A 17,657-nucleotide genomic window follows, 5' to 3' on the forward strand; every position below is an offset into this window, starting at 1 on the left:
ATTACAAGTTTAAAGCGATCGCAGCTTCTGGGCCAAAACATCGACATAAGGTTCGCTGCTGTGCTGGTTCACAACCATTTCGTAGCCCCGCTGCGCTTGAGATTCAGCTTCTTGAGGATTTTTTAGCAAATGGACGATCGCCTCCCGCAAACCTGCAGCATCTCCCACATCTACGACTTTGACAGTATCCGGAGTCGCTAAATAATCGACCATACCTTGAGTCCGAGTAATGACGACCGGCCGCTTGCAGGCCATTGCTTCCAGCAAAACCTGCACTCCAGCAGCATATTTATTCTCCGCCAAACAAACTGCTATTACGTCTGCATCGCGGTAAAGCTGCACTAAATCCGGCCATTCGTAGAACTTGCGGGACATATTTTCTGGCATAGTATCGGGGAAAGCTTGCGATAAAGCTTTGGCATCTTTAGAAAAACCGCTAATTTTTACGTCAACATCTAAGTCAGCAGTTGCTGCTGCTAAGAGTCGGTAGTCGCGCTTTTCTAATCCGACGCTAACAACCGTTTGCCGCTTTTTATCGCCAGAAACAGGGCCGGGTGTGAAAAACTTAGTGTCTGTCTGGTCTAGATGCACTAAAATCCGCGATTCAGGTAAAGCTAAATAACTGCGGAGGAAGTCAGTTTGAGGGCTGGCGCAAGCCATGAACACGTCAATTTTGTCAGCCAAACCAAATAGTTTCAGGGCGACGCGGCCGCGCAGCCGATCGATATTGTGGAAATGTACAACAATTTTCGGGCGATCGGGCTTAGCCCCGCACACCACCGCCACTGGAATCCCAATGTCCTCGCCGTTACAAAATATCACGTCGTCGCTGCTGACTTGCTCGGACAATTTGCGCGCGGCGGCCCAATGTTCGGGTTTAGAAGAAATTTTAGATCGCAGCTTGTCACTCAACGATATCGCTTCGCCATCCGGGGCGTGAACGGTGGCATTTAAGCTCTCTCTGAGGGCCCGCAGGACGTGGCGGGGGCATTTGCCGAGTTGTGCATCGCGGTCAATTCCATCTAGGTCTATTTTGCGACCTAATGCCAAATGGTATTTCAAACTATTCTCCTTATAATTATCCTGGTGCAGGCACACATTATCTAACCTCAGAAGATTCTATCCTCTGCTGTTGAAAGTGCTAGTGCGATCGATCGGTCGATTTTAGATTTTAGATTTTAGATTTTAGATTTTAGATTTTAGATTTTAGATTTTAGATAAATCTGGGGGGTTCTCACTCATGTGTGAATTTTTTTGAGTTCCACGAATCCTGTCTGGGGTTGGTATCGCAACGGCGCTGACGGTTAGGAAACCGGGTTTCTCGACACCCGCGCGCAAATCCTGTACGAGTCAAAAACAGTGACAGGGACCGATCGATTCCAAGGACTTAAGCTTTTATGCTGAAGTTAGCTAAAGCATTTATGTTTAACCTCATGTATATTTCTCCAGAGCAAGACCAAAAAATTCGCTACACCCTGCGCGAGTGCGGTCAAGAAGCTTACAAGCTGGCAGCCGAACCTTTTGAAGTTTCCGAGAAAGGGCCCAACGACTACGTGACGAGTATCGATCGATACCTAGACCGACAACTATCGGCAGCATTTAGCGCTTTGTTTCCTGAAGACGGCAGGATTACCGAGGAAAACAGCGCCTCCAGAGCAGCTTACCGCGCCAATTACCAGCGCCTCTGGTGCATCGATCCCCTCGACGGGACTGAAGAATTTATTCGGGGAAAACTGCACTACGCTTCGATGGTGGGACTGCTGCTTGAGAGGAAACCGGTGGCCGGCTGGATCTACGCCCCGGCTTTTGAGCAAATGTATTTTGGGGGCAAAGATTGGGGATTGTTCCAAAGTGTCGGAAACCAAGCGCCGCAGCCGATCGCCCTGTGCACGCCCCCGGCCCCGACAGCGGAAAATTGTAAAATTGTTCTCGGAGACAAAGACCAAAAAAACTACGCCAGGGCGATCGCCCAAAGCATCCCCGGAGCCGAATTTTACTCGCTGGGCAGCTTTGGCTTAAAAGTGATGGAAGTTATCTTCGGTAGAGCCGGTTTGTACCTGTATCTCAACGGCAGAGTTAAAGTGTGGGATACCGCCGGCCCTCTGGCTTTAGCAAAAGCAGCCGGATTGATTTGTTGCGACTTGCAAGGTCAACCGCTGAGGTGGACGGCAGATGCGATCGAGCCGGAGACTCTGACCCACACCCAGTCAATCGCGATCGGCTGGCCGGACTACATAGAACCTCTGTTGGGCAAAGTTCAACAGGCAGTGACAGGCTTGTAAACCCGTTTAAGATTAAAGAATCTGCCGATTTTACGTGAAGCGGGCCTCTGCACCCTTATCATCAATTAAAGGAGCAACAGATTGTTTGTGTTCCCAAACATCGATCGTTCCCTAGCTGTTGGGTGTCGCCTAATCATATTTCCCACCTCCGCGAGTTTGCATGAAGACAGAAGCTTTCAGTGAGCTGTTCCCTCTATTTAAGGGTGCTAACCCAGAAACCTTGGGAGGGCTGCTATCAAATGCCGTCAAGCATGAGTATCCCCCGGGCCGAGCTGTGGTGATGGAGGATTCTTGGGGCAACGCGATTTACTTTGTCGTGTCTGGCTGGGTCAAAGTCCGGCGCTTGTCAAACGATCGAGCTGTATCAATGGCTATTTTAGGACGGGGTGCCTTCTTCGGCGAAATGGCCATTCTTGACGAATCTCCCCGATCGAATGACGTACTTGCTCTCTCATCGGTGCGGCTGCTCAGCGTCACAGCTCAGCGATTTATCCAAACCCTGTTTAAAGACCCGCAATTGCACCACCGGATGCTGCAACTGATGGTACGGCGGCTGCGCCAAACCAATCTCCGCTATCAACTCCGCAACCGCCAGCCAGCGGTTAAACTAGCAAATACTTTAGTCGAGCTGGCAGAAAACTACGGTCAGAAAACTGCAGAGGGCAAAGATATCTTCAATATCCCTTATGAAGACTTAGCTGATGTCACAGATATCACCCTAGATGAAACCAGCAAAATTATGGAAAAACTCGATAGTAAAGGTTGGATCAAAATCGATCCAGACCGCCAAACTATCCATTTGATCAACCTCAAGCACTTGATTAATTTGGCAAGTCAATGACAGATGTTACTTGTTTGGATACCTCGTCCGCTGCCGGCAACCGTGAGGGGCAACTAACTGCACCGACAATCCAATATTCGGTGGCGATGCCCAATCCTGAATCCCACCTGTTTGAAGTGACTTTGCGCGTGCAAGGTTGGTCGGAGCCTGTTCTGGATTTAAAAATGCCTGTCTGGACTCCCGGTTCTTACTTGATTCGAGAATACGCCCGCCACCTGCAAGATTTTACAGCTCAGGCGAGCGATTCCCTGCGGGATAGCTACGCCGCGCGTGCTTTACCTTGGCGCAAAAAAAGCAAAAATCACTGGCAAATCGAAACTAATTCGGTGTCAGATGTCACGGTTTTCTACCGCATTTTTGCCAACGAACTGACAGTGCGAACCAATCATTTAGACTTGACTCACGGTTATTTCAATCCGGCGGCTTTGTGCTTTTTCTTGCCCGGTTTTGAGCGCAACTGCTACACCGTGACAGTTGTGCCACCGCAGCCCCAATGGCGCACCGTTACTACTTTGCCACCTGTTTCCGGCCAAAATCTTACTTTCGCTGCTGCCGATTTTGATACCCTTGTCGATAGTCCTTTTGAGATTGGCTGTCACGAAGTATACGATTTTGAAGTGATGGGAAAACCCCACCAGCTAGTTGTGTGGGGAAAAGGCAATTTAGAACCGGAACGGGCGATTCGAGACATCCAAAAAGTTATCGAAGTCGAGGCAAAAATGTTCGGCGGTTTGCCTTACGAACGCTATGTGTTTTTCCTGCATTTGTCTGGCTCTGGTTTTGGCGGTTTGGAACACAAGGAGAGCTGCACTCTCAACTATCCGCGTTTTAGTTTTCGGGCTAAGGAAAAGTACGAACGTTTTATTCAGTTGGTGGCTCACGAGTTTTTTCACCTCTGGAATGTCAAGCGCATTCGACCCAAAGCTCTGGAAGTATTTGACTACGAACAAGAAAATTATACTCCTTCTTTGTGGTTCTCCGAAGGCACTACCAGTTATTACGATTTGTTAATTCCTTTTCGAGCTGGACTCTACGGCGTGAAGGGTTTATTTCAAAATCTGGCTAAGGAAATCACTCGCTTGCAAATGACTCCGGGGCGGAGGGTGCAGCCTGTCAGCGAGTCGAGCTGGGATGCTTGGATTAAACTTTATCGCAGGGATGTTAATAGCGACAATTCGCAGATTTCCTATTATTTGAAAGGGGAAGTTGTTTCGTTTTTGCTCGATTTGTTGATTCGAGCCAGACACGGCAACGAGCGATCGCTCGACGATGTGATGCGTTTGATGTGGCAGCAGTTTGGCAATGCTAATTCGGCCCAAAATGGCGATTTTGACCAGAAGTCAGAAACAGACGCCAAGGCGGCGCATCTGACATCCAACGGAGAGTTAAATTCTCCTTCGCTGCCGGCAGAAATAGGCTTTACTCCCGAAGATTTGCAAAGTGCGATCGAGTCAGTAGCCGGCATCGATTTGAGCGACTTTTTCGCGCGCTACATAGACGGTACAGAAGAGTTGCCTTACAACAAATATCTCGAACCTTTCGGGCTGCAAATTTGGGTAGATGAAACTGACCGAACGCCTCGCATCGGTTGGACGTTGGGAGCCGAAAACGGGCGGGAAATGGTTAAATTTGTTGAAGTAGGATCTCCGGCACAGTTGGCCGGAATTGATGCTGGGGACGAGTTGCTGGCGATCGAAGGTTTTCGGGTAAATGCAGAACAAGCGGGCGAGAGGCTTAAAGATTATCAGCCGGGGGACACAATAGAGGTGACGGTTTTTCACCAAGACGAACTGCGGACTTGTCGCGTTACTCTCGCCCCGCCGCAACCTGGCCGTTACTCGATCGTGCCGCTGGAACAGCCCACTGCTCTTCAGAAACAAAACTTTACTGGATGGCTGGGAGTTCCTTTATCGAAATTGTGACATAAATGGAGGAGAAGGGGAAAGAAAAAACAAGAAGGAATCAGGCCTAATTCCCAATTCCCAATTCCCAATTACCAATTCCCAATTCCCAATTACCCATTTTAATTATGCAAACCCCACCTCCTCCATCAATTACGCCCCGCCAGATGAATCTGCTGAGAATTGTTGCCTCGATGGCTTGGGCTGACGGCGAACTCGCGACAGAAGAAGTTAGTTTAATGCTCGAGCGCTTTTGCGGTTTGTTTGCCCCAGATACCGACGGACAACAAATGCAACAAGAACTGCGGGATTATATCATGCAAAATATCCCCCTTGACGAGTTGATCGGCCAACTAGAAACTCAAGACGAAAAAGAATTAGTCTTGCAACTCGGGTATGAAGTGATTTCCTCTAGTTCTCGCACTCCCGACGAACCAAAAATTAACGCAGAAGAAGCCGCAGCTTATCAAAAATTAGTGCAGTTGCTGAATCTTCCAGAGGATGCGGTCAAGCGTATTGAAGCAGAAGCATCGGCGGGAGATACTTCGGAGGGAATTGTAGAGAAGATGGCTCAAAAATTAGAAAAGTTCATCAAAGGCTAGTTTGGGACTAGCGCGCGCTTGGCTTGGAAACCCGGTTTCTTCCTAGATTTATCGTTAATAAACCTCGGATTTTTCGTGGAAACCGGGAATAATCCCCCATCGGTAAGTCTTGTTACGTAAGTATCGGAATAATATTTTTCTGAGTGCGACTCTTTACAACTAAAGCTGAAGGGAAATAAACCGGGCTGTAACTCCCAATTTCCTAGGATATAGTAACAAAAAAGCACGGGAAAGTTCAGAATATTTTTCATCGCCGGGAACGGTAACAGAATTTGCGATCGCCCTGGACTTGCCCAGCATTCCACTCAACGATCGTTAGGGACTTAGGCAAAGCCTAAATCCCTAATTGAGCTACCGATTTTTGGCGATCGCTCAAAGTGAATTTAACCCGTCATTAGTGCGGTAACTTGCTAAGGGCGTGCCAAGTTCTATAGCCGACAATTCCATCTTGCGGTAAAGCCTTGCTGAGTTGCAATTGTCGCACGGCTACATCTGTCATCGGCCCGAAGAATCCGTCAATCGAACCGAAATAGTATCCATTGATTTTCAAGACATTCTGAACAATTTTAACAGGATTACCAGAACTGCCCTTCATGACTACCGGCATATTCACAGGTGCACCAGAGTATAGTGCTTCCCAAGTGAGAGGGCCGACAATCCCATCTTCTTTTAAAAAGACGCGGTGTTGATAGCCTTTGACAGCGTTTTGAACTTGGACGCCGAAGATACCGTCAATAGGCCCGAAATAATATGCCCAATGATATAGAAGCTGTTGTAGTTCCTTGACAGCTTGACCTGTTGAACCCATTTGTAAAGTGGGTTTGTTTACTCCTGTGGTTTCAGCAAATGCAAGAGTTGATTGAGAAGTAGTATCGGCGACGAGAGCCATAGTTTCATTGTTCAAGCTTATTTCTTCGGTGTACATAATGTGGTTCCTCTCAACATTTAAGTTTTGGTCTTTGATATTTCAGGTATAACTGGTGGGATTTGTGAGTGCACAGTCACTTTTTCGAGTGTCACTCATTTGAGTGTCACTCGTTTGAGTTACCCATTGGTTTGTCGTAAGATTTTTATGAGGACTTCGGTCGTCACTACAAAGCAACGGGTAGGTTGCGCGGTGGGTATACAAAATACAAAGGTGGGCGGTGCCCACCCTACCAACTACTGTTGATTTTTTATTAATAAAATTCTCGCAAAGCTGGAATTAAATACTGTGTCAAAGTAAAGGCATCTACTCCTAACTCTGTGCGTTCTTTGGCGGCCGTGATTCCGGCTTGAGCGTGCCACCAAGCTGCTGTTGCAGCAACTGATTTGGGGGGGGATTTGCGGGCGATCGCAGTTGCTAACAGTCCCCCTAACAGGCCGGTGAGAACGTCGCCGCTGCCGCCTCTGGCGAGGGCTGGGGTGCTTTCGGGATTGAGGTAGGTGATGGTACGTGAACCGTCGCTATCCCGTAGGGAATCGCCCTCATCTTGACAGCTTATGCAAACTCTGGCTCCTTTGAGCAATACCGCTGCACCGCAAAGCTGAGCTGCTGCTTGAGTGGCGGCAATTCGATCGTCGCCGATTTCGTCGGCTAATTCGGGAAATAAACGCTTGAATTCGCCCGGGTGAGGCGTGATAATTGTCAGTGCTGGGCGTTCGGACAAAATCGGGACTGTGCCGAGTTGAGCGAGGATATTTAAACCGTCAGCATCTAACACCAGAGGTCGATCGCTCTCCAGTAAAGATTCTACAGCTATTGCCGCTTCCAATGTCAGACCTGGCCCTGCCGCGATCGCATCATAGAGGCTCAAATCAATTGCTACTGGCAACTCGCTAATTGCACCGCTTTGGGTTTCGGGACATCCTATAACTAACGCCTCTGGCAACTGACTGCTCAACATCGGTTTAATCGACTCAGGAACGGCAATTGACAGCATTCCGATGCCGCTGGCTCTTGCTCCCAAGGCAGACAAAATTGCCGCTCCGCTGTAGCGGCGGGAACCTGCAATAATTAGTAAGTGACCGTTGGTGTATTTGTGCGAAATCGGCGATCGGGGTAACGGCAAATTCTGAGTTGCCGATGCTCTTGTAATGCGTTGTATTGCTGGCGTTTCGCCCAATATTGCTGCAATATCTGCTGCGGTAATATCAAAATCTATTAATTCGGAACTGCCGATGTATTCTAATGCTCTGTCTTGCAGAAATGCCATTTTCCACAAACCCAAGCAGAATGTATGTTTTGCCCGGATTGCCATTCCCAATACTTCTCCGGTATCTGTATGAATTCCCGAGGGAATGTCTATACTAAAAATGGGGATGTTTAAATTATTTATTTCGTCAATAGCTGCGGCCGTAGCGTTATTAATTTCTCGTTCTAATCCAAATCCAAACAAACCATCTACGAGCAAATCGCAGTTTTTCAGCGGTTCAATTTTGTCAACAAATGGAATATTTAAAGAGCGCGCATAATCAGCATGATTTTTTGTTAGTTCTTTTAGTTTAGAAAACGGGCAGTAAATAACTACTTGGAACCCTTGAAAGTGCAATTCGCGGGCAACAACCAAAGCATCGCCGCCGTTGTGTCCCGGCCCAACCAATACACCGATAACTGGCAATTGAGAAGTAACAAGATTTTTCTCTTCTTCCCTTTTCCTTCTATCCGTTAAATCCCGTACGCTGCTAGTTGCCGAACTTCCTTCCCCCTTCAAAAGCTCCTGAATGCGTCTAGCAATCAGTCCCGCGACTTTTTCCATTAAAGCTGCGACTGGCATTCCAGCAGCAAAAATTCTCGTTTCTATTTGCCGCATTTGGTCGGCGGTGACAACAAATTTTTGAATGGTCATATTAGTGCTAAAATTTCAGCTAACAGCAGCAGTGGCAAGTTGTAGTATACTTGTGGTATAATAAATTAGCTCGATCGAAAAAAGTAACAGTAAAATAGCAATTTCTCTCCAACCATGAACAAGATTGTTGTAGGCCTCTCCGGCGGGGTCGATAGTTCCGCAGCAGCCGCAATTTTACACCATCAGGGATATGAAGTGGTGGGTTTAACGCTGTGGTTGATGAAGGGCAAAGGTCAGTGCTGCTCTGAGGGAATGGTCGATGCCGCTAAAATTTGCGAAGATTTGGGCGTTCCCCACCACATTGTTGACAGCCGCGAGGTCTTTCAGGCAAGTATTGTTGATTATTTGGTGGAAGGTTACAGTGCAGGAATTACGCCTCTGCCTTGTTCGCAGTGCAATAAAACTGTGAAGTTCGGCCCGATGCTCAAGTATGCTCGCGAAGAACTCGGAATTGAAAAAATCGCTACAGGCCACTACGCTCGGATTAGTTACGATGCTGAGACGGGTCGCTATCAGTTGCTGCGGGCGATCGACCCTGCAAAAGATCAGTCTTATTTCCTGTACGATCTAACACAGGATTTGTTGGCGGGTACGGAATTTCCTTTGGGGGAAATTACCAAGACTGAAACTCGCAGAATTGCGGCCGAATTTGGCTTGAAAACTGCTGATAAGCCGGAAAGTCAGGATTTGTGCTTGGTGGAAAGTAACGGTTCGATGCGGGCTTTTCTGGACAAGTACATTGCGCCGCAAAAGGGTGACATTGTGGACAAGTCGGGGCGGGTGCTCGGACAGCACGACGGCGTGCACCACTACACCATCGGCCAGCGGAAGGGACTCGGGATTGCTGCACCGGAACCGCTGTACGTGATTGAACTCGATGCTGCTGGCAATCGGGTAGTTGTGGGCGATCGGCAGTTGGCAGTAGAATCTGAGTGTACAGTCGAGAAAGTGAATTGGGTTTCTGTGGCTGCGCCGACGGCTCCGATTCGCGCTCAGGTACAGATTCGCTATCGATCGCGCCCCGTCCCCGCTACAATTGTTCCTGTGGAATCATCCCAAGCAGAGGAAAAAGTCAGCGGTACAAGAGTTAAGTTGATTTTTGACGAACCGCAGTTGAGCATTACCCCCGGACAAGCGGCTGTTTGGTATGACGGAGACGTGCTGTTGGGCGGCGGCATCATCAAAAGAAACCAACTCCCAGGTTGATGTCAGGGGCGGGTTTATCAATAGTGTTCCCGCACAGAAAAAGATATCTGTCAACCCGCCCCTGCCAACGGTTTTTATGACAGGTCATCGACCGGACACGATATTACAGTCACCTTACCAACGCCTCAACAGCACTTTCGGTTCGCTAGTTTTGGGCTAAGTCGAGCCAACCACTACGAATGAAATGCGAGAAATAGGTATTTAGCAATTCGGCATTCACAGGATGGCAAGCTATAGAACTAGCTGCAAATGCACTCAGCCTTGCAGAGCTAATTTGGGGGTCTTTTGATTGCCTCGCCTGCTCAGAGATTGATTAATAGGGGCTGTTCTCAGGATATAAGAGCTTAATGCGCTTTTGCTGTAGTGCGGATTCTTCTTTTTGTAGCTGCTCTAACTGCTCTACTATTTCTTCTTTTACCCCTAAAATAGAAGCCATTTGCCGAATTTTTGCCTTTTCCTGTTCGTGAGATTCTCCATCAGCAGCACAAACCCAAATTGCAGTGAGAAGTATATCTCTTTGTGCCATAGATACTTGAGGAGAGCGAGCAATCACTTCTTCTATAGCTTCATCCCCTTCATATGTTTTTAGCTCTTCTATCACCCAGTCTGCTACTCCCCAAGATGCACAGAATCCAAGAGCCCAATCTTTTTCTTGTTTTGATAGAACTCCATCTGCTTTAGCGCAACATAAAACAGATTTCATATAAATGCAAGAATCCTCATCTGTAGGAATCTGGTTAAAACCAAAGAACCAATTCATTATCCACGACGAACCAAGTTTTTTGATGTCAGACACGAGTTTTATTCCTATCACTTAATCTTCTGTGGTTTTTTTTGAGCGTGTCTTTTGAACCCTATTTAGCTTTTTACGGGGTGACAAGCAGGTTGAAAGGATTTGTAGGCAAGGTTTTGAGTAGAGTGACCTCAAACAAGATGGCTCTGCGGTACTTAGTGTACCAAATTATTAGTTTTCTGGTGTCCTAAACCTTTGCTGGCTGGGATTTCAAGGCAATCGCCCCTATTCGAGCAAGTTGGCTCACGCCCAAGCAGATGTCAATAATGTTAAAGCTTTGCCTAGCAGAGCTTGGAGGAGAAATTTAAACTAACGCCAGTACGCTAAGTACGGAAGAGCCAAACTTCAAAGGCTTTGCCATCCCTCGACAAGAGCGAGCGTCATTAATCCTACCACTTTTTTTAAGCTGATTGCTCCGACAACTGTGAATGAGTGCACCCTGATACAAGGGTTTTAAGTCTCCCACCCCACAATAAAACTTGCTCTTTGTGGAACAAGCCCGAAAGCCTGTTCCAAAAGGAAATTTATTTTTCATTTCACAGGAGTACATTTACCTAACTTTCTTTTCCAAGCGCAACACATTTCCCCTAGCATTAGTGCGGTAAACCCAAGTTTTGCTGCCATCAGAAACCACAACCCGCCAACCTTCGACAATCATTTGACCGCAAATTTCATCAGCTTTTTCCAGTCCTAAACAACTATTTGACCAACTTTGTCGGCTCGATTCAGTTACTTTCAAGTTGTCAGCAGCAATGCCAGTGGAACGGGACAAGTTTTGGCGAACTGCTGCTGCTACGGTTGCGGGCAATTGATTCGGGGGATTTTGGCGCGTACTCTCGGCCAAATTGCCCGGTTCGGAAGTTAGACTCTTGAGTGTCAATACCGAATAGCTGATTTTTTGGGACATCGCGGCTGCGGAAAATTCCTGCGCGATTTGCTGCGGTTGGCTTTCCAACTGGCTGAGGGAATGTTTGAGAGCGCTCGCGTTAGCTGCTGCGGTGTGTCTTAGTGCCGGATACATTTCCCAGGCCAGAATTCCTGTTAGCACCAAAGCCAATATTAAAGGATTGGGCTGCTTTTGGTCTCGGTTTTGATTGTTTTGAGAGTTATTTTTGGAGATTCGTTTCATCATATGCCCTCTGCCTCACTTTACATAATGCGCGATCGCTCCTGAACACTCAACTGCAGATACTTATTTAGACACTGTTACTGGTGCTGTTGGTTCCTTTGGGCAGAACCGACTCGACTGCTGGTGCGGCGCAAGTATTTTCTACTCGCTGCGGGCACTTGTGTTTCAGGAAACTTGCACTACCCAGTTATTACTTAATTTTTACTGTTAGTCTCGGGGTATTAAAAAAAATTTATGCTTAAGTAAATATTCTTAAAAACATCTAATTCAGGCATAAAATCTCAGTACAAAGGAATATTCATCGTTCCAAAACTGCTAAAGGTGTTTTAGACTGTGGGAGGCGAGCTGAGCCAAGGATATCACACGGATGCCGCAAAATTTGTTCCAACAGGACGAAAACGCATTATAAATTAAGCCAGCTATTGCTGATTAATTGTACCATTCGGGTTTTCAAGAGCGATCGTCCCCGAAAATACTTTAGTAGCAAACGCTACTTTTTTTGTACAAAATTTTTGAAATCTCTCGATTATGAACAGAAAATCCCTGGGAATCCATTTAATGAATCGGCTGAGCTATCCTCAAAAATTTACCCTGATCGGTTTTCTATTTGCAATACCGTTAACTTTGGCCATGTACCTGCTGATTTCCGAAATTAATAGCAGGGTTAATTTTGCCCAAAAAGAAATCTACGGTAATGAATACCTGCGCTCCCTTCGCCAGTTGAGGGAATACATACCGAAACTTCAACTCTTAAATTATCAGCCTTTAAATACAAATTTAAGCCTACCAGATACGAGAGCAGATTTAGAAGCTAAGATAGACGCGAACTTTCAATCCCTGGTAAATAGTCAGCGCCAGATCGGAAACATATTAATTTTAAATAAAAATTTTAATAAAATTCATCAAGATTGGCAAAATTTTAAACTTTACCGCCGCCAGTGGAGTTTAGAAACCTACGATTTTGTATATCAACGTTTAGCTGGCGACATTGATAGACTGAGCGCTAGCATCGGGGATACTTCACATCTGATTTCCGACCCAGATTTGGATACCTATTATTTGATGAATGCTACTTTGCTGAAGCTTCCAGAGATGGAAAAAATCTTGTCACAAATTAGACTGATTTCTCAAAAAATTAGCCTGCGTTCCGATGCCACACCAGAGGAAAGAGCTCAACTAATTACTCTTTCGAGCCGATTGAGAGAAATCAATGAGGATTTGGCGATTAATATGGAAATAGCATTTAGCAATAATCCTCAGGGGAATCTGCGACCGAAATTAACACAGGATTTTAAAAAAATCAACTCTCTTGTTAAGCAGCTAACTAAGCAACTAGATCGAACAATATATCAAACTGTATCGCTAAAATATTACGCCTATATCACGGGAAGCAATTTGGCATTAAATGCAAGTTTTCAACTCGGTGATAAAACTGTAAATGAGTTAGACTTTCTTCTTCAACAACGGATAGACATATTTGTGAAAAGAAGACAATTTATTTGTATTTTAGTGTTGATAATATTAGTTATCGTTATTTATCTATTTTGGTCTTTTTACAGAGCAGTTATGCAAACTGTATTTGTTCTTGACGAAACGTCAAAAAAAATGGCAAGTGGCAATTTCGACCACAAACTTATTTTGGATAACAGAGATGAACTGGGGCAAGTTGTAGGTGCGTTTAACAAGATTGCCGATGCCTTAGTTAGTGCAAATCAAGAAATTACTGTTCTCAACGATCGCCTAAAATCTGAAAATGTGCGAATGAGCGCCGAACTAGACGTTACTCGCAAAATTCAGCAGATGTTGCTGCCTAAAGACCGAGAACTCAAGGAAGTTATCGGCTTAGATATTGCGGGATTTATGGAGGCTGCTCAGGAAGTTGGCGGCGACTATTATGACGTACTCCAGCACAAAGGTAAAGTGAAAATTGGCATTGGTGATGTGACTGGACATGGATTGGAAAGCGGCGTTTTAATGATTATGGTGCAAACGGCAGTACGAACTTTGCTCGCCTACAACGAACCAGATCCAGTGAGATTTTTAAGCGTTATTAACAGTGTAATTTACAATAACGTGCAGCGGATGAAATCAGACAAAAATGCTAGCCTTGCCTTGCTAGACTATGAGGAGGGGATGCTGAAGTTGAGCGGTCAGCACGAAGAAATGATTGTTGTGCGGTCTAACGGTTGTCTAGAACGGTTTGATACGATCGATTTGGGTTTCCCGATCGGGCTGGATGCAGATATTGCTGAATTTGTTGCTGAAAAAGTTGTGCATTTGCATTCAGGAGATGTGGTTGTGCTGTACACTGACGGGATTACGGAAGCTGAAAATATGGATAAAGTGCTTTACGGTTTAGAGCGGTTAATTGAGGTAGTACAGATTAATTGCCAGCGAACAAGTGCACAGATCAGGCAGGCTGTAATTAAGGACGTGCGATCGCACATCGGCGAACAAAAAGTTTTTGATGACATCACATTGCTGGTACTCAAACAAAAATAACTACTTGGATATCCCTTCTAAAGTTGAAAATATACTCAGCAATCCCCCTCATCTCAAACTTTAGCTCTGACATCGATATGACTCAGATTTTCGGCGATTTCATCGAGCAGCTAGCTAGCCAAGAATACTTAATAATTGGATTTTCTCCGAGTTCGGTTCCTCTCAAGCAGCGGTGGCGGAACAACGGTTTGTCGGCAGATTTTCTGGCTGACTACTTGACGACTTTTTTTCCGGGCAATGAAGACGACCCCTCGACCCTTGAAAGACAAGCTGAAATAAAAAGCGCTGTTAGCTACATTGCTAACGAGTTATTAGAAAATGCGATGAAGTTTAATGATGAAACCTCGGAGTACCCGATCGACATTAAACTGCACTTACAGAGCGACCGAGTGATTTTCTCAGTTGCTAACAGCATCAGTCCGCAAGCTGTGGGCAAGTTTCAGGCTTACATTCAGCAGTTGCTGACCTGTGATCCCAGCGAGCTTTACATTCAGCAGTTAGAAAAAAATGCTACTGATGAAAGCTTTACCGATTCTGGATTGGGGTTGCTGACCATGCTCAGCGATTATACTGCCAAAATCGGCTGGAAGTTCAAGACCGTCCAAAAAAACCCGGAAGTAATTGCGGTGACAACTATGGTGCAATTAACAGTATAAGCAACGCGGGCGATCGATAATATCTAAGGGACTTTTTTTGTGGCTATGGAAATTAATACAGAAGATTACCAGATCTGTTACGATCCAGCAACGGCAACCGTGATTTTTATTGGAGCTCTAAGGCTGAGCGGGCCTGCAGAGTACGCGCCGATAGCGCAGTTCCTGACCGACGTTGCCGAGGTGGAACCGACGAAAATTACCCTCAATTTGCAGCAGTTAGAATTTTTGAACAGTTCTGGCATCAATATGCTATCGAAGTTTATTATCGAGGTTCGCAAAACAGCCAGGGTGCAAATGGCGGTACAAGGCTCTCAAAGCATAGCTTGGCACGGTAAATCTTTGAGGAATTTCCAGCGTCTGATGCCTGGTTTGCAGGTGGAATTTCTATAGAAACACGATTACTTTTTGGGTGCGATATGTTGAGCAATTTTTGTTAGTCAAGGCGCAAATTCTCGAGTTATGCTGGAAGAAAAACCATCTAGAGAACAGCTACTTTTAGAGATAGAAAGATTGCGCCAGCAAGTGGAAGACTTGAAGGAGGAAAAAGCGGATCTGGAAATCTTGCTGGAAACTACTGCTGAACATTCCGATACGGTTGAAACTGAGTTGCGGTATCGCGCATTCGAGGCGGTACGCGAAGGCGAAATCAAGCTGGCTCAATTTCTCGAAGCGATTCCGATAGGCGTGCTGGTGCTGGATTCTCAAGGCAAACCTTACTACGTAAATCACGCCGGACAGCAGTTACTCGGTCAAGGAGTTTTGCCCTTAAATTCAGTGGAGGATTTGTCAGAAAGTTATCAAATTTATATCGCGGGAACTGAGACTATTTACCCTTTCGAGAATTTGCCGATCGTCCGAGCTTTGAGGGGAGAAAACGCGACGGCTGAGGATCTGGAAATTCATCGACCCGACAAGAAAATTCCCCTTGAGATTTGGGGAACGCCAATTTTTGACGAGGGTCGCAAAGTTGCTTTTGCGATCGCAGTTTTTCAAGATGTCACAGAACGCAAAGAAGCTGAAGCTGAGCGCCATCTAAATTTGAAAAAATCCCTGGATGCCGAATCAGACTTAACTGATGCCTACGGGCGATTTGTGCCACATCAATTTCTACATTTGTTGGGATATGAAAGTATTATAGATGTCAACTTAGGTGACCAAGTACAGCAGGAAATGTCGGTACTCTTTGCGGATATTCGCGACTTCACGACGCTTTCAGAAACTATGACTCCCCAAGAAAATTTTAAATTTATCAATGCTTACCTTTCGCGTATGGAGCCTGCAATTACTCGCAATAACGGGTTTATTGACAAATACATCGGCGATGCAATTATGGCTTTGTTTAGCGACTATGCAGATGATGCAGTGAAAGCGGGTATTGCGATGCTAAATATCCTGAATGATTACAACGAACACCGTCAAAGAGTCGGCTACATCCCGATTCAAATTGGGATTGGCATCAATTCGGGTTCTTTGATGCTGGGAACAGTTGGGGGTAAAAGCCGAATGGACAGCACTGTGATTAGCGATGCTGTTAATTTGGCATCTCGCATTGAAGGATTGACCAAAGATTACTGCGTACCTCTATTAATTTCTCAGCAGACTTTGGAACGCTTGCGAAATCCGGCAGATTATGCTATTAGGATTGTGGATAAAGTACAGGTAAAAGGAAAATCTAAATATGTCGTAGTCTATGAGGTATTTGATGCCGATCCGCCGGAAATTCTGTCGGCAAAGCTAGCAAATTTGCCTGTATATAATGAAGCTATGTTACTGTGCGATCGCAAGGAGTTCCGAGAAGCGGGAAAATTGTTTGAGGAATGTTTGCGGACAAATCCGAGCGATCGGGTAGCTCGCATTTACCTGAAACGCTGTCGGGATTGGCGATCGCTACTCAAAGGAATTTAAAGCAAGTTAGTCGATTTTAGATTTTAGATTTTAGATTTTAGATTTACTCCACAGATGAATCGGGGATATTGAACAAGAGTCTAAAATTTTTAGCTGCTTGCGACTCCTCTCGGAAAGCCACTATCCATTTTTAGGGTGATTTATGACTCATGACCGAAACCATCCAGGATACAACCCCCCGGATTCATCCGTGGGGTCAATGCTTAAATTTTAAATCTTAAATCTTAAATCTAAAATCGATTGACTCATTTCAAATTCGCCGGTTACATCTGACATCTTGCACCATTCTTGCTTAACAAATCCCGACGACCTGTTCCACAAAAAGCTAAGGATCGCGAATTAAATAATTTACACTCTTGAAAGTGGGGAGTAGGGGTTGGGCTCTTATAGTCCGCCCTTTCTGGACGGGCTATAAGAGCCCATCCCGCAAGAACCATCACGCATTGTAAGTTATTTAATTCTCATTCCTAAGCTAATGCGCCTTTAAATTGCACGGTCAAATAAACTTTCATATCATGTCCGAGCGAGTGACCGCGATTAAAAGGGCGGGTTTTTGAGATTGGAGATTGTTGGCAGATATTTTTCGCGAGGGGATTCCCTACCGTATTAGGGGTAATCGACCGGACATAATATCACTCTTGTGGGGCGAGCGCGAAAGACCGCCCTCAACACAAAATTTAAATGCACAACAGCTTAGGTCACAAAGTCATCTCAGCCCTGAGATCTGTCTGGGATCGAGAAAACAGAGGCCTGTCCCGTGTTTAAAATCATCCACAACACGATCGACAATTGAGCTTTTAGGCACAACCCCGAGACTTTTAAGAAAAGGCGAATCATCTCCGGTACGATACTGGTTTTTAAGGTGAAGCGTTTATATTTTGAACTCGCTACAAATAAAATATATCTTGACAGTGATGACTGACCTCTGGGATCTGTCAAAGGTGTAAAATATAAACAGCTTTATACCTGTTACTTCTGAGGCTTCTCAAAATAGAACGGCTGAGGGCGGAAC

Annotated in this window: 14 protein-coding genes; 9 read left to right on the forward strand and 5 right to left on the reverse strand. The window is 45.7% G+C overall.

The features are described 5' to 3' along the window. Window positions 1-9: 9 nt before the first annotated feature. The gene (locus QUA80_RS24905; RefSeq protein WP_333427685.1) at window positions 10-1,062 is read right to left on the reverse strand and encodes a glycosyltransferase family 4 protein; all 1,053 of its coding nucleotides are present in this window, start codon (window positions 1,060-1,062) and stop codon (window positions 10-12) included. Window positions 1,063-1,397: 335 nt separating this feature from the next. Here QUA80_RS24905 and QUA80_RS24910 point away from each other — a divergent pair, with 335 nt between their 5' ends. The 4 genes from QUA80_RS24910 (at window position 1,398) to QUA80_RS24925 (ending at window position 5,626) form a co-directional block, all read left to right on the forward strand. After that, window positions 1,398-2,282 (forward strand): inositol monophosphatase family protein, encoded by an 885-nt coding sequence (locus tag QUA80_RS24910; protein ID WP_333427686.1) that lies wholly within the window; start codon window positions 1,398-1,400, stop codon window positions 2,280-2,282. 160 nt (window positions 2,283-2,442) lie between these two features. Then, a complete protein-coding gene (locus tag QUA80_RS24915; RefSeq protein ID WP_333329451.1) occupies window positions 2,443-3,123 on the forward strand; it encodes a Crp/Fnr family transcriptional regulator in 681 nt (226 codons plus the stop codon). Further along, the gene (locus tag QUA80_RS24920; RefSeq protein WP_333427687.1) at window positions 3,120-5,045 is read left to right on the forward strand and encodes a M61 family metallopeptidase; all 1,926 of its coding nucleotides are present in this window, start codon (window positions 3,120-3,122) and stop codon (window positions 5,043-5,045) included. The genes QUA80_RS24915 and QUA80_RS24920 overlap by 4 nt, the downstream gene beginning before the upstream one ends. A gap of 107 nt (window positions 5,046-5,152) precedes the next feature. Next, window positions 5,153-5,626 carry a TerB family tellurite resistance protein gene (locus QUA80_RS24925; protein WP_333427688.1) on the forward strand — a complete coding sequence of 158 codons (474 nt, stop codon included), beginning with the start codon at window positions 5,153-5,155 and terminating at the stop codon, window positions 5,624-5,626. 394 nt (window positions 5,627-6,020) lie between these two features. On the opposite strand, the gene QUA80_RS24930 is transcribed toward QUA80_RS24925, so the two are convergent. Both QUA80_RS24930 and QUA80_RS24935 read right to left on the reverse strand, forming a co-directional pair. After that, entirely contained in the window at window positions 6,021-6,551 is a 531-nt protein-coding gene (locus QUA80_RS24930; protein WP_333427689.1) for a peptidoglycan-binding protein, read from the reverse strand. 253 nt (window positions 6,552-6,804) lie between these two features. Continuing rightward, entirely contained in the window at window positions 6,805-8,454 is a 1,650-nt protein-coding gene (locus tag QUA80_RS24935; protein WP_333427690.1) for an NAD(P)H-hydrate dehydratase, read from the reverse strand. 114 nt (window positions 8,455-8,568) lie between these two features. Here QUA80_RS24935 and mnmA point away from each other — a divergent pair, with 114 nt between their 5' ends. Then, a complete protein-coding gene (gene mnmA, locus QUA80_RS24940) occupies window positions 8,569-9,660 on the forward strand; it encodes a tRNA 2-thiouridine(34) synthase MnmA (protein WP_333427691.1) in 1,092 nt (363 codons plus the stop codon). Between the two features lie 313 nt (window positions 9,661-9,973). Here mnmA and QUA80_RS24945 read toward each other — a convergent pair whose 3' ends face one another. Beyond that, the gene (locus QUA80_RS24945) at window positions 9,974-10,456 is read right to left on the reverse strand and encodes a TerB family tellurite resistance protein (RefSeq protein WP_333427692.1); all 483 of its coding nucleotides are present in this window, start codon (window positions 10,454-10,456) and stop codon (window positions 9,974-9,976) included. Between the two features lie 547 nt (window positions 10,457-11,003). Continuing rightward, window positions 11,004-11,585, reverse strand: coding sequence for a hypothetical protein (locus tag QUA80_RS24950; protein WP_333427693.1), 582 nt, complete (start codon window positions 11,583-11,585; stop codon window positions 11,004-11,006). Window positions 11,586-12,110: 525 nt separating this feature from the next. On the opposite strand from QUA80_RS24950, the gene QUA80_RS24955 reads away from it, so the two are divergent. The 4 genes from QUA80_RS24955 (at window position 12,111) to QUA80_RS24970 (ending at window position 16,645) form a co-directional block, all read left to right on the forward strand. Then, window positions 12,111-14,084 carry a PP2C family protein-serine/threonine phosphatase gene (locus tag QUA80_RS24955; protein ID WP_333427694.1) on the forward strand — a complete coding sequence of 658 codons (1,974 nt, stop codon included), beginning with the start codon at window positions 12,111-12,113 and terminating at the stop codon, window positions 14,082-14,084. 77 nt (window positions 14,085-14,161) lie between these two features. Further along, on the forward strand, window positions 14,162-14,740 hold the full coding sequence (locus QUA80_RS24960) for a DUF6272 family protein (protein WP_333427695.1): 579 nt from the start codon (window positions 14,162-14,164) through the stop codon (window positions 14,738-14,740). A gap of 45 nt (window positions 14,741-14,785) precedes the next feature. Beyond that, a complete protein-coding gene (locus QUA80_RS24965; protein WP_333427706.1) occupies window positions 14,786-15,130 on the forward strand; it encodes a slr1659 superfamily regulator in 345 nt (114 codons plus the stop codon). Between the two features lie 69 nt (window positions 15,131-15,199). Further along, entirely contained in the window at window positions 15,200-16,645 is a 1,446-nt protein-coding gene (locus QUA80_RS24970; protein WP_333427696.1) for an adenylate/guanylate cyclase domain-containing protein, read from the forward strand. Window positions 16,646-17,657 lie beyond the last annotated feature (1,012 nt).

This window comes from Microcoleus sp. F4-D5 (genome assembly GCF_036704885.1).
Taxonomy (GTDB): Bacteria; Cyanobacteriota; Cyanobacteriia; order Cyanobacteriales; family Microcoleaceae; genus Microcoleus.

Bases quoted from the DNA above. Each gene is read 5' to 3' on its own strand.
- QUA80_RS24910 (WP_333427686.1), top strand. From the start codon at position 1,398: ATGCTGAAGTTAGCTAAAGCATTTATGTTTAACCTCATGTATATTTCT.
- QUA80_RS24915 (WP_333329451.1), top strand. From the start codon at position 2,443: ATGAAGACAGAAGCTTTCAGTGAGCTGTTCCCTCTATTTAAGGGTGCT.
- QUA80_RS24920 (WP_333427687.1), top strand. From the start codon at position 3,120: ATGACAGATGTTACTTGTTTGGATACCTCGTCCGCTGCCGGCAACCGT.
- QUA80_RS24925 (WP_333427688.1), top strand. From the start codon at position 5,153: ATGCAAACCCCACCTCCTCCATCAATTACGCCCCGCCAGATGAATCTG.
- QUA80_RS24930 (WP_333427689.1), bottom strand. From the start codon at position 6,551: ATGTACACCGAAGAAATAAGCTTGAACAATGAAACTATGGCTCTCGTC.
- QUA80_RS24935 (WP_333427690.1), bottom strand. From the start codon at position 8,454: ATGACCATTCAAAAATTTGTTGTCACCGCCGACCAAATGCGGCAAATA.
- mnmA (WP_333427691.1), top strand. From the start codon at position 8,569: ATGAACAAGATTGTTGTAGGCCTCTCCGGCGGGGTCGATAGTTCCGCA.
- QUA80_RS24950 (WP_333427693.1), bottom strand. From the start codon at position 11,585: ATGATGAAACGAATCTCCAAAAATAACTCTCAAAACAATCAAAACCGA.
- QUA80_RS24955 (WP_333427694.1), top strand. From the start codon at position 12,111: ATGAACAGAAAATCCCTGGGAATCCATTTAATGAATCGGCTGAGCTAT.
- QUA80_RS24960 (WP_333427695.1), top strand. From the start codon at position 14,162: ATGACTCAGATTTTCGGCGATTTCATCGAGCAGCTAGCTAGCCAAGAA.
- QUA80_RS24965 (WP_333427706.1), top strand. From the start codon at position 14,786: ATGGAAATTAATACAGAAGATTACCAGATCTGTTACGATCCAGCAACG.
- QUA80_RS24970 (WP_333427696.1), top strand. From the start codon at position 15,200: ATGCTGGAAGAAAAACCATCTAGAGAACAGCTACTTTTAGAGATAGAA.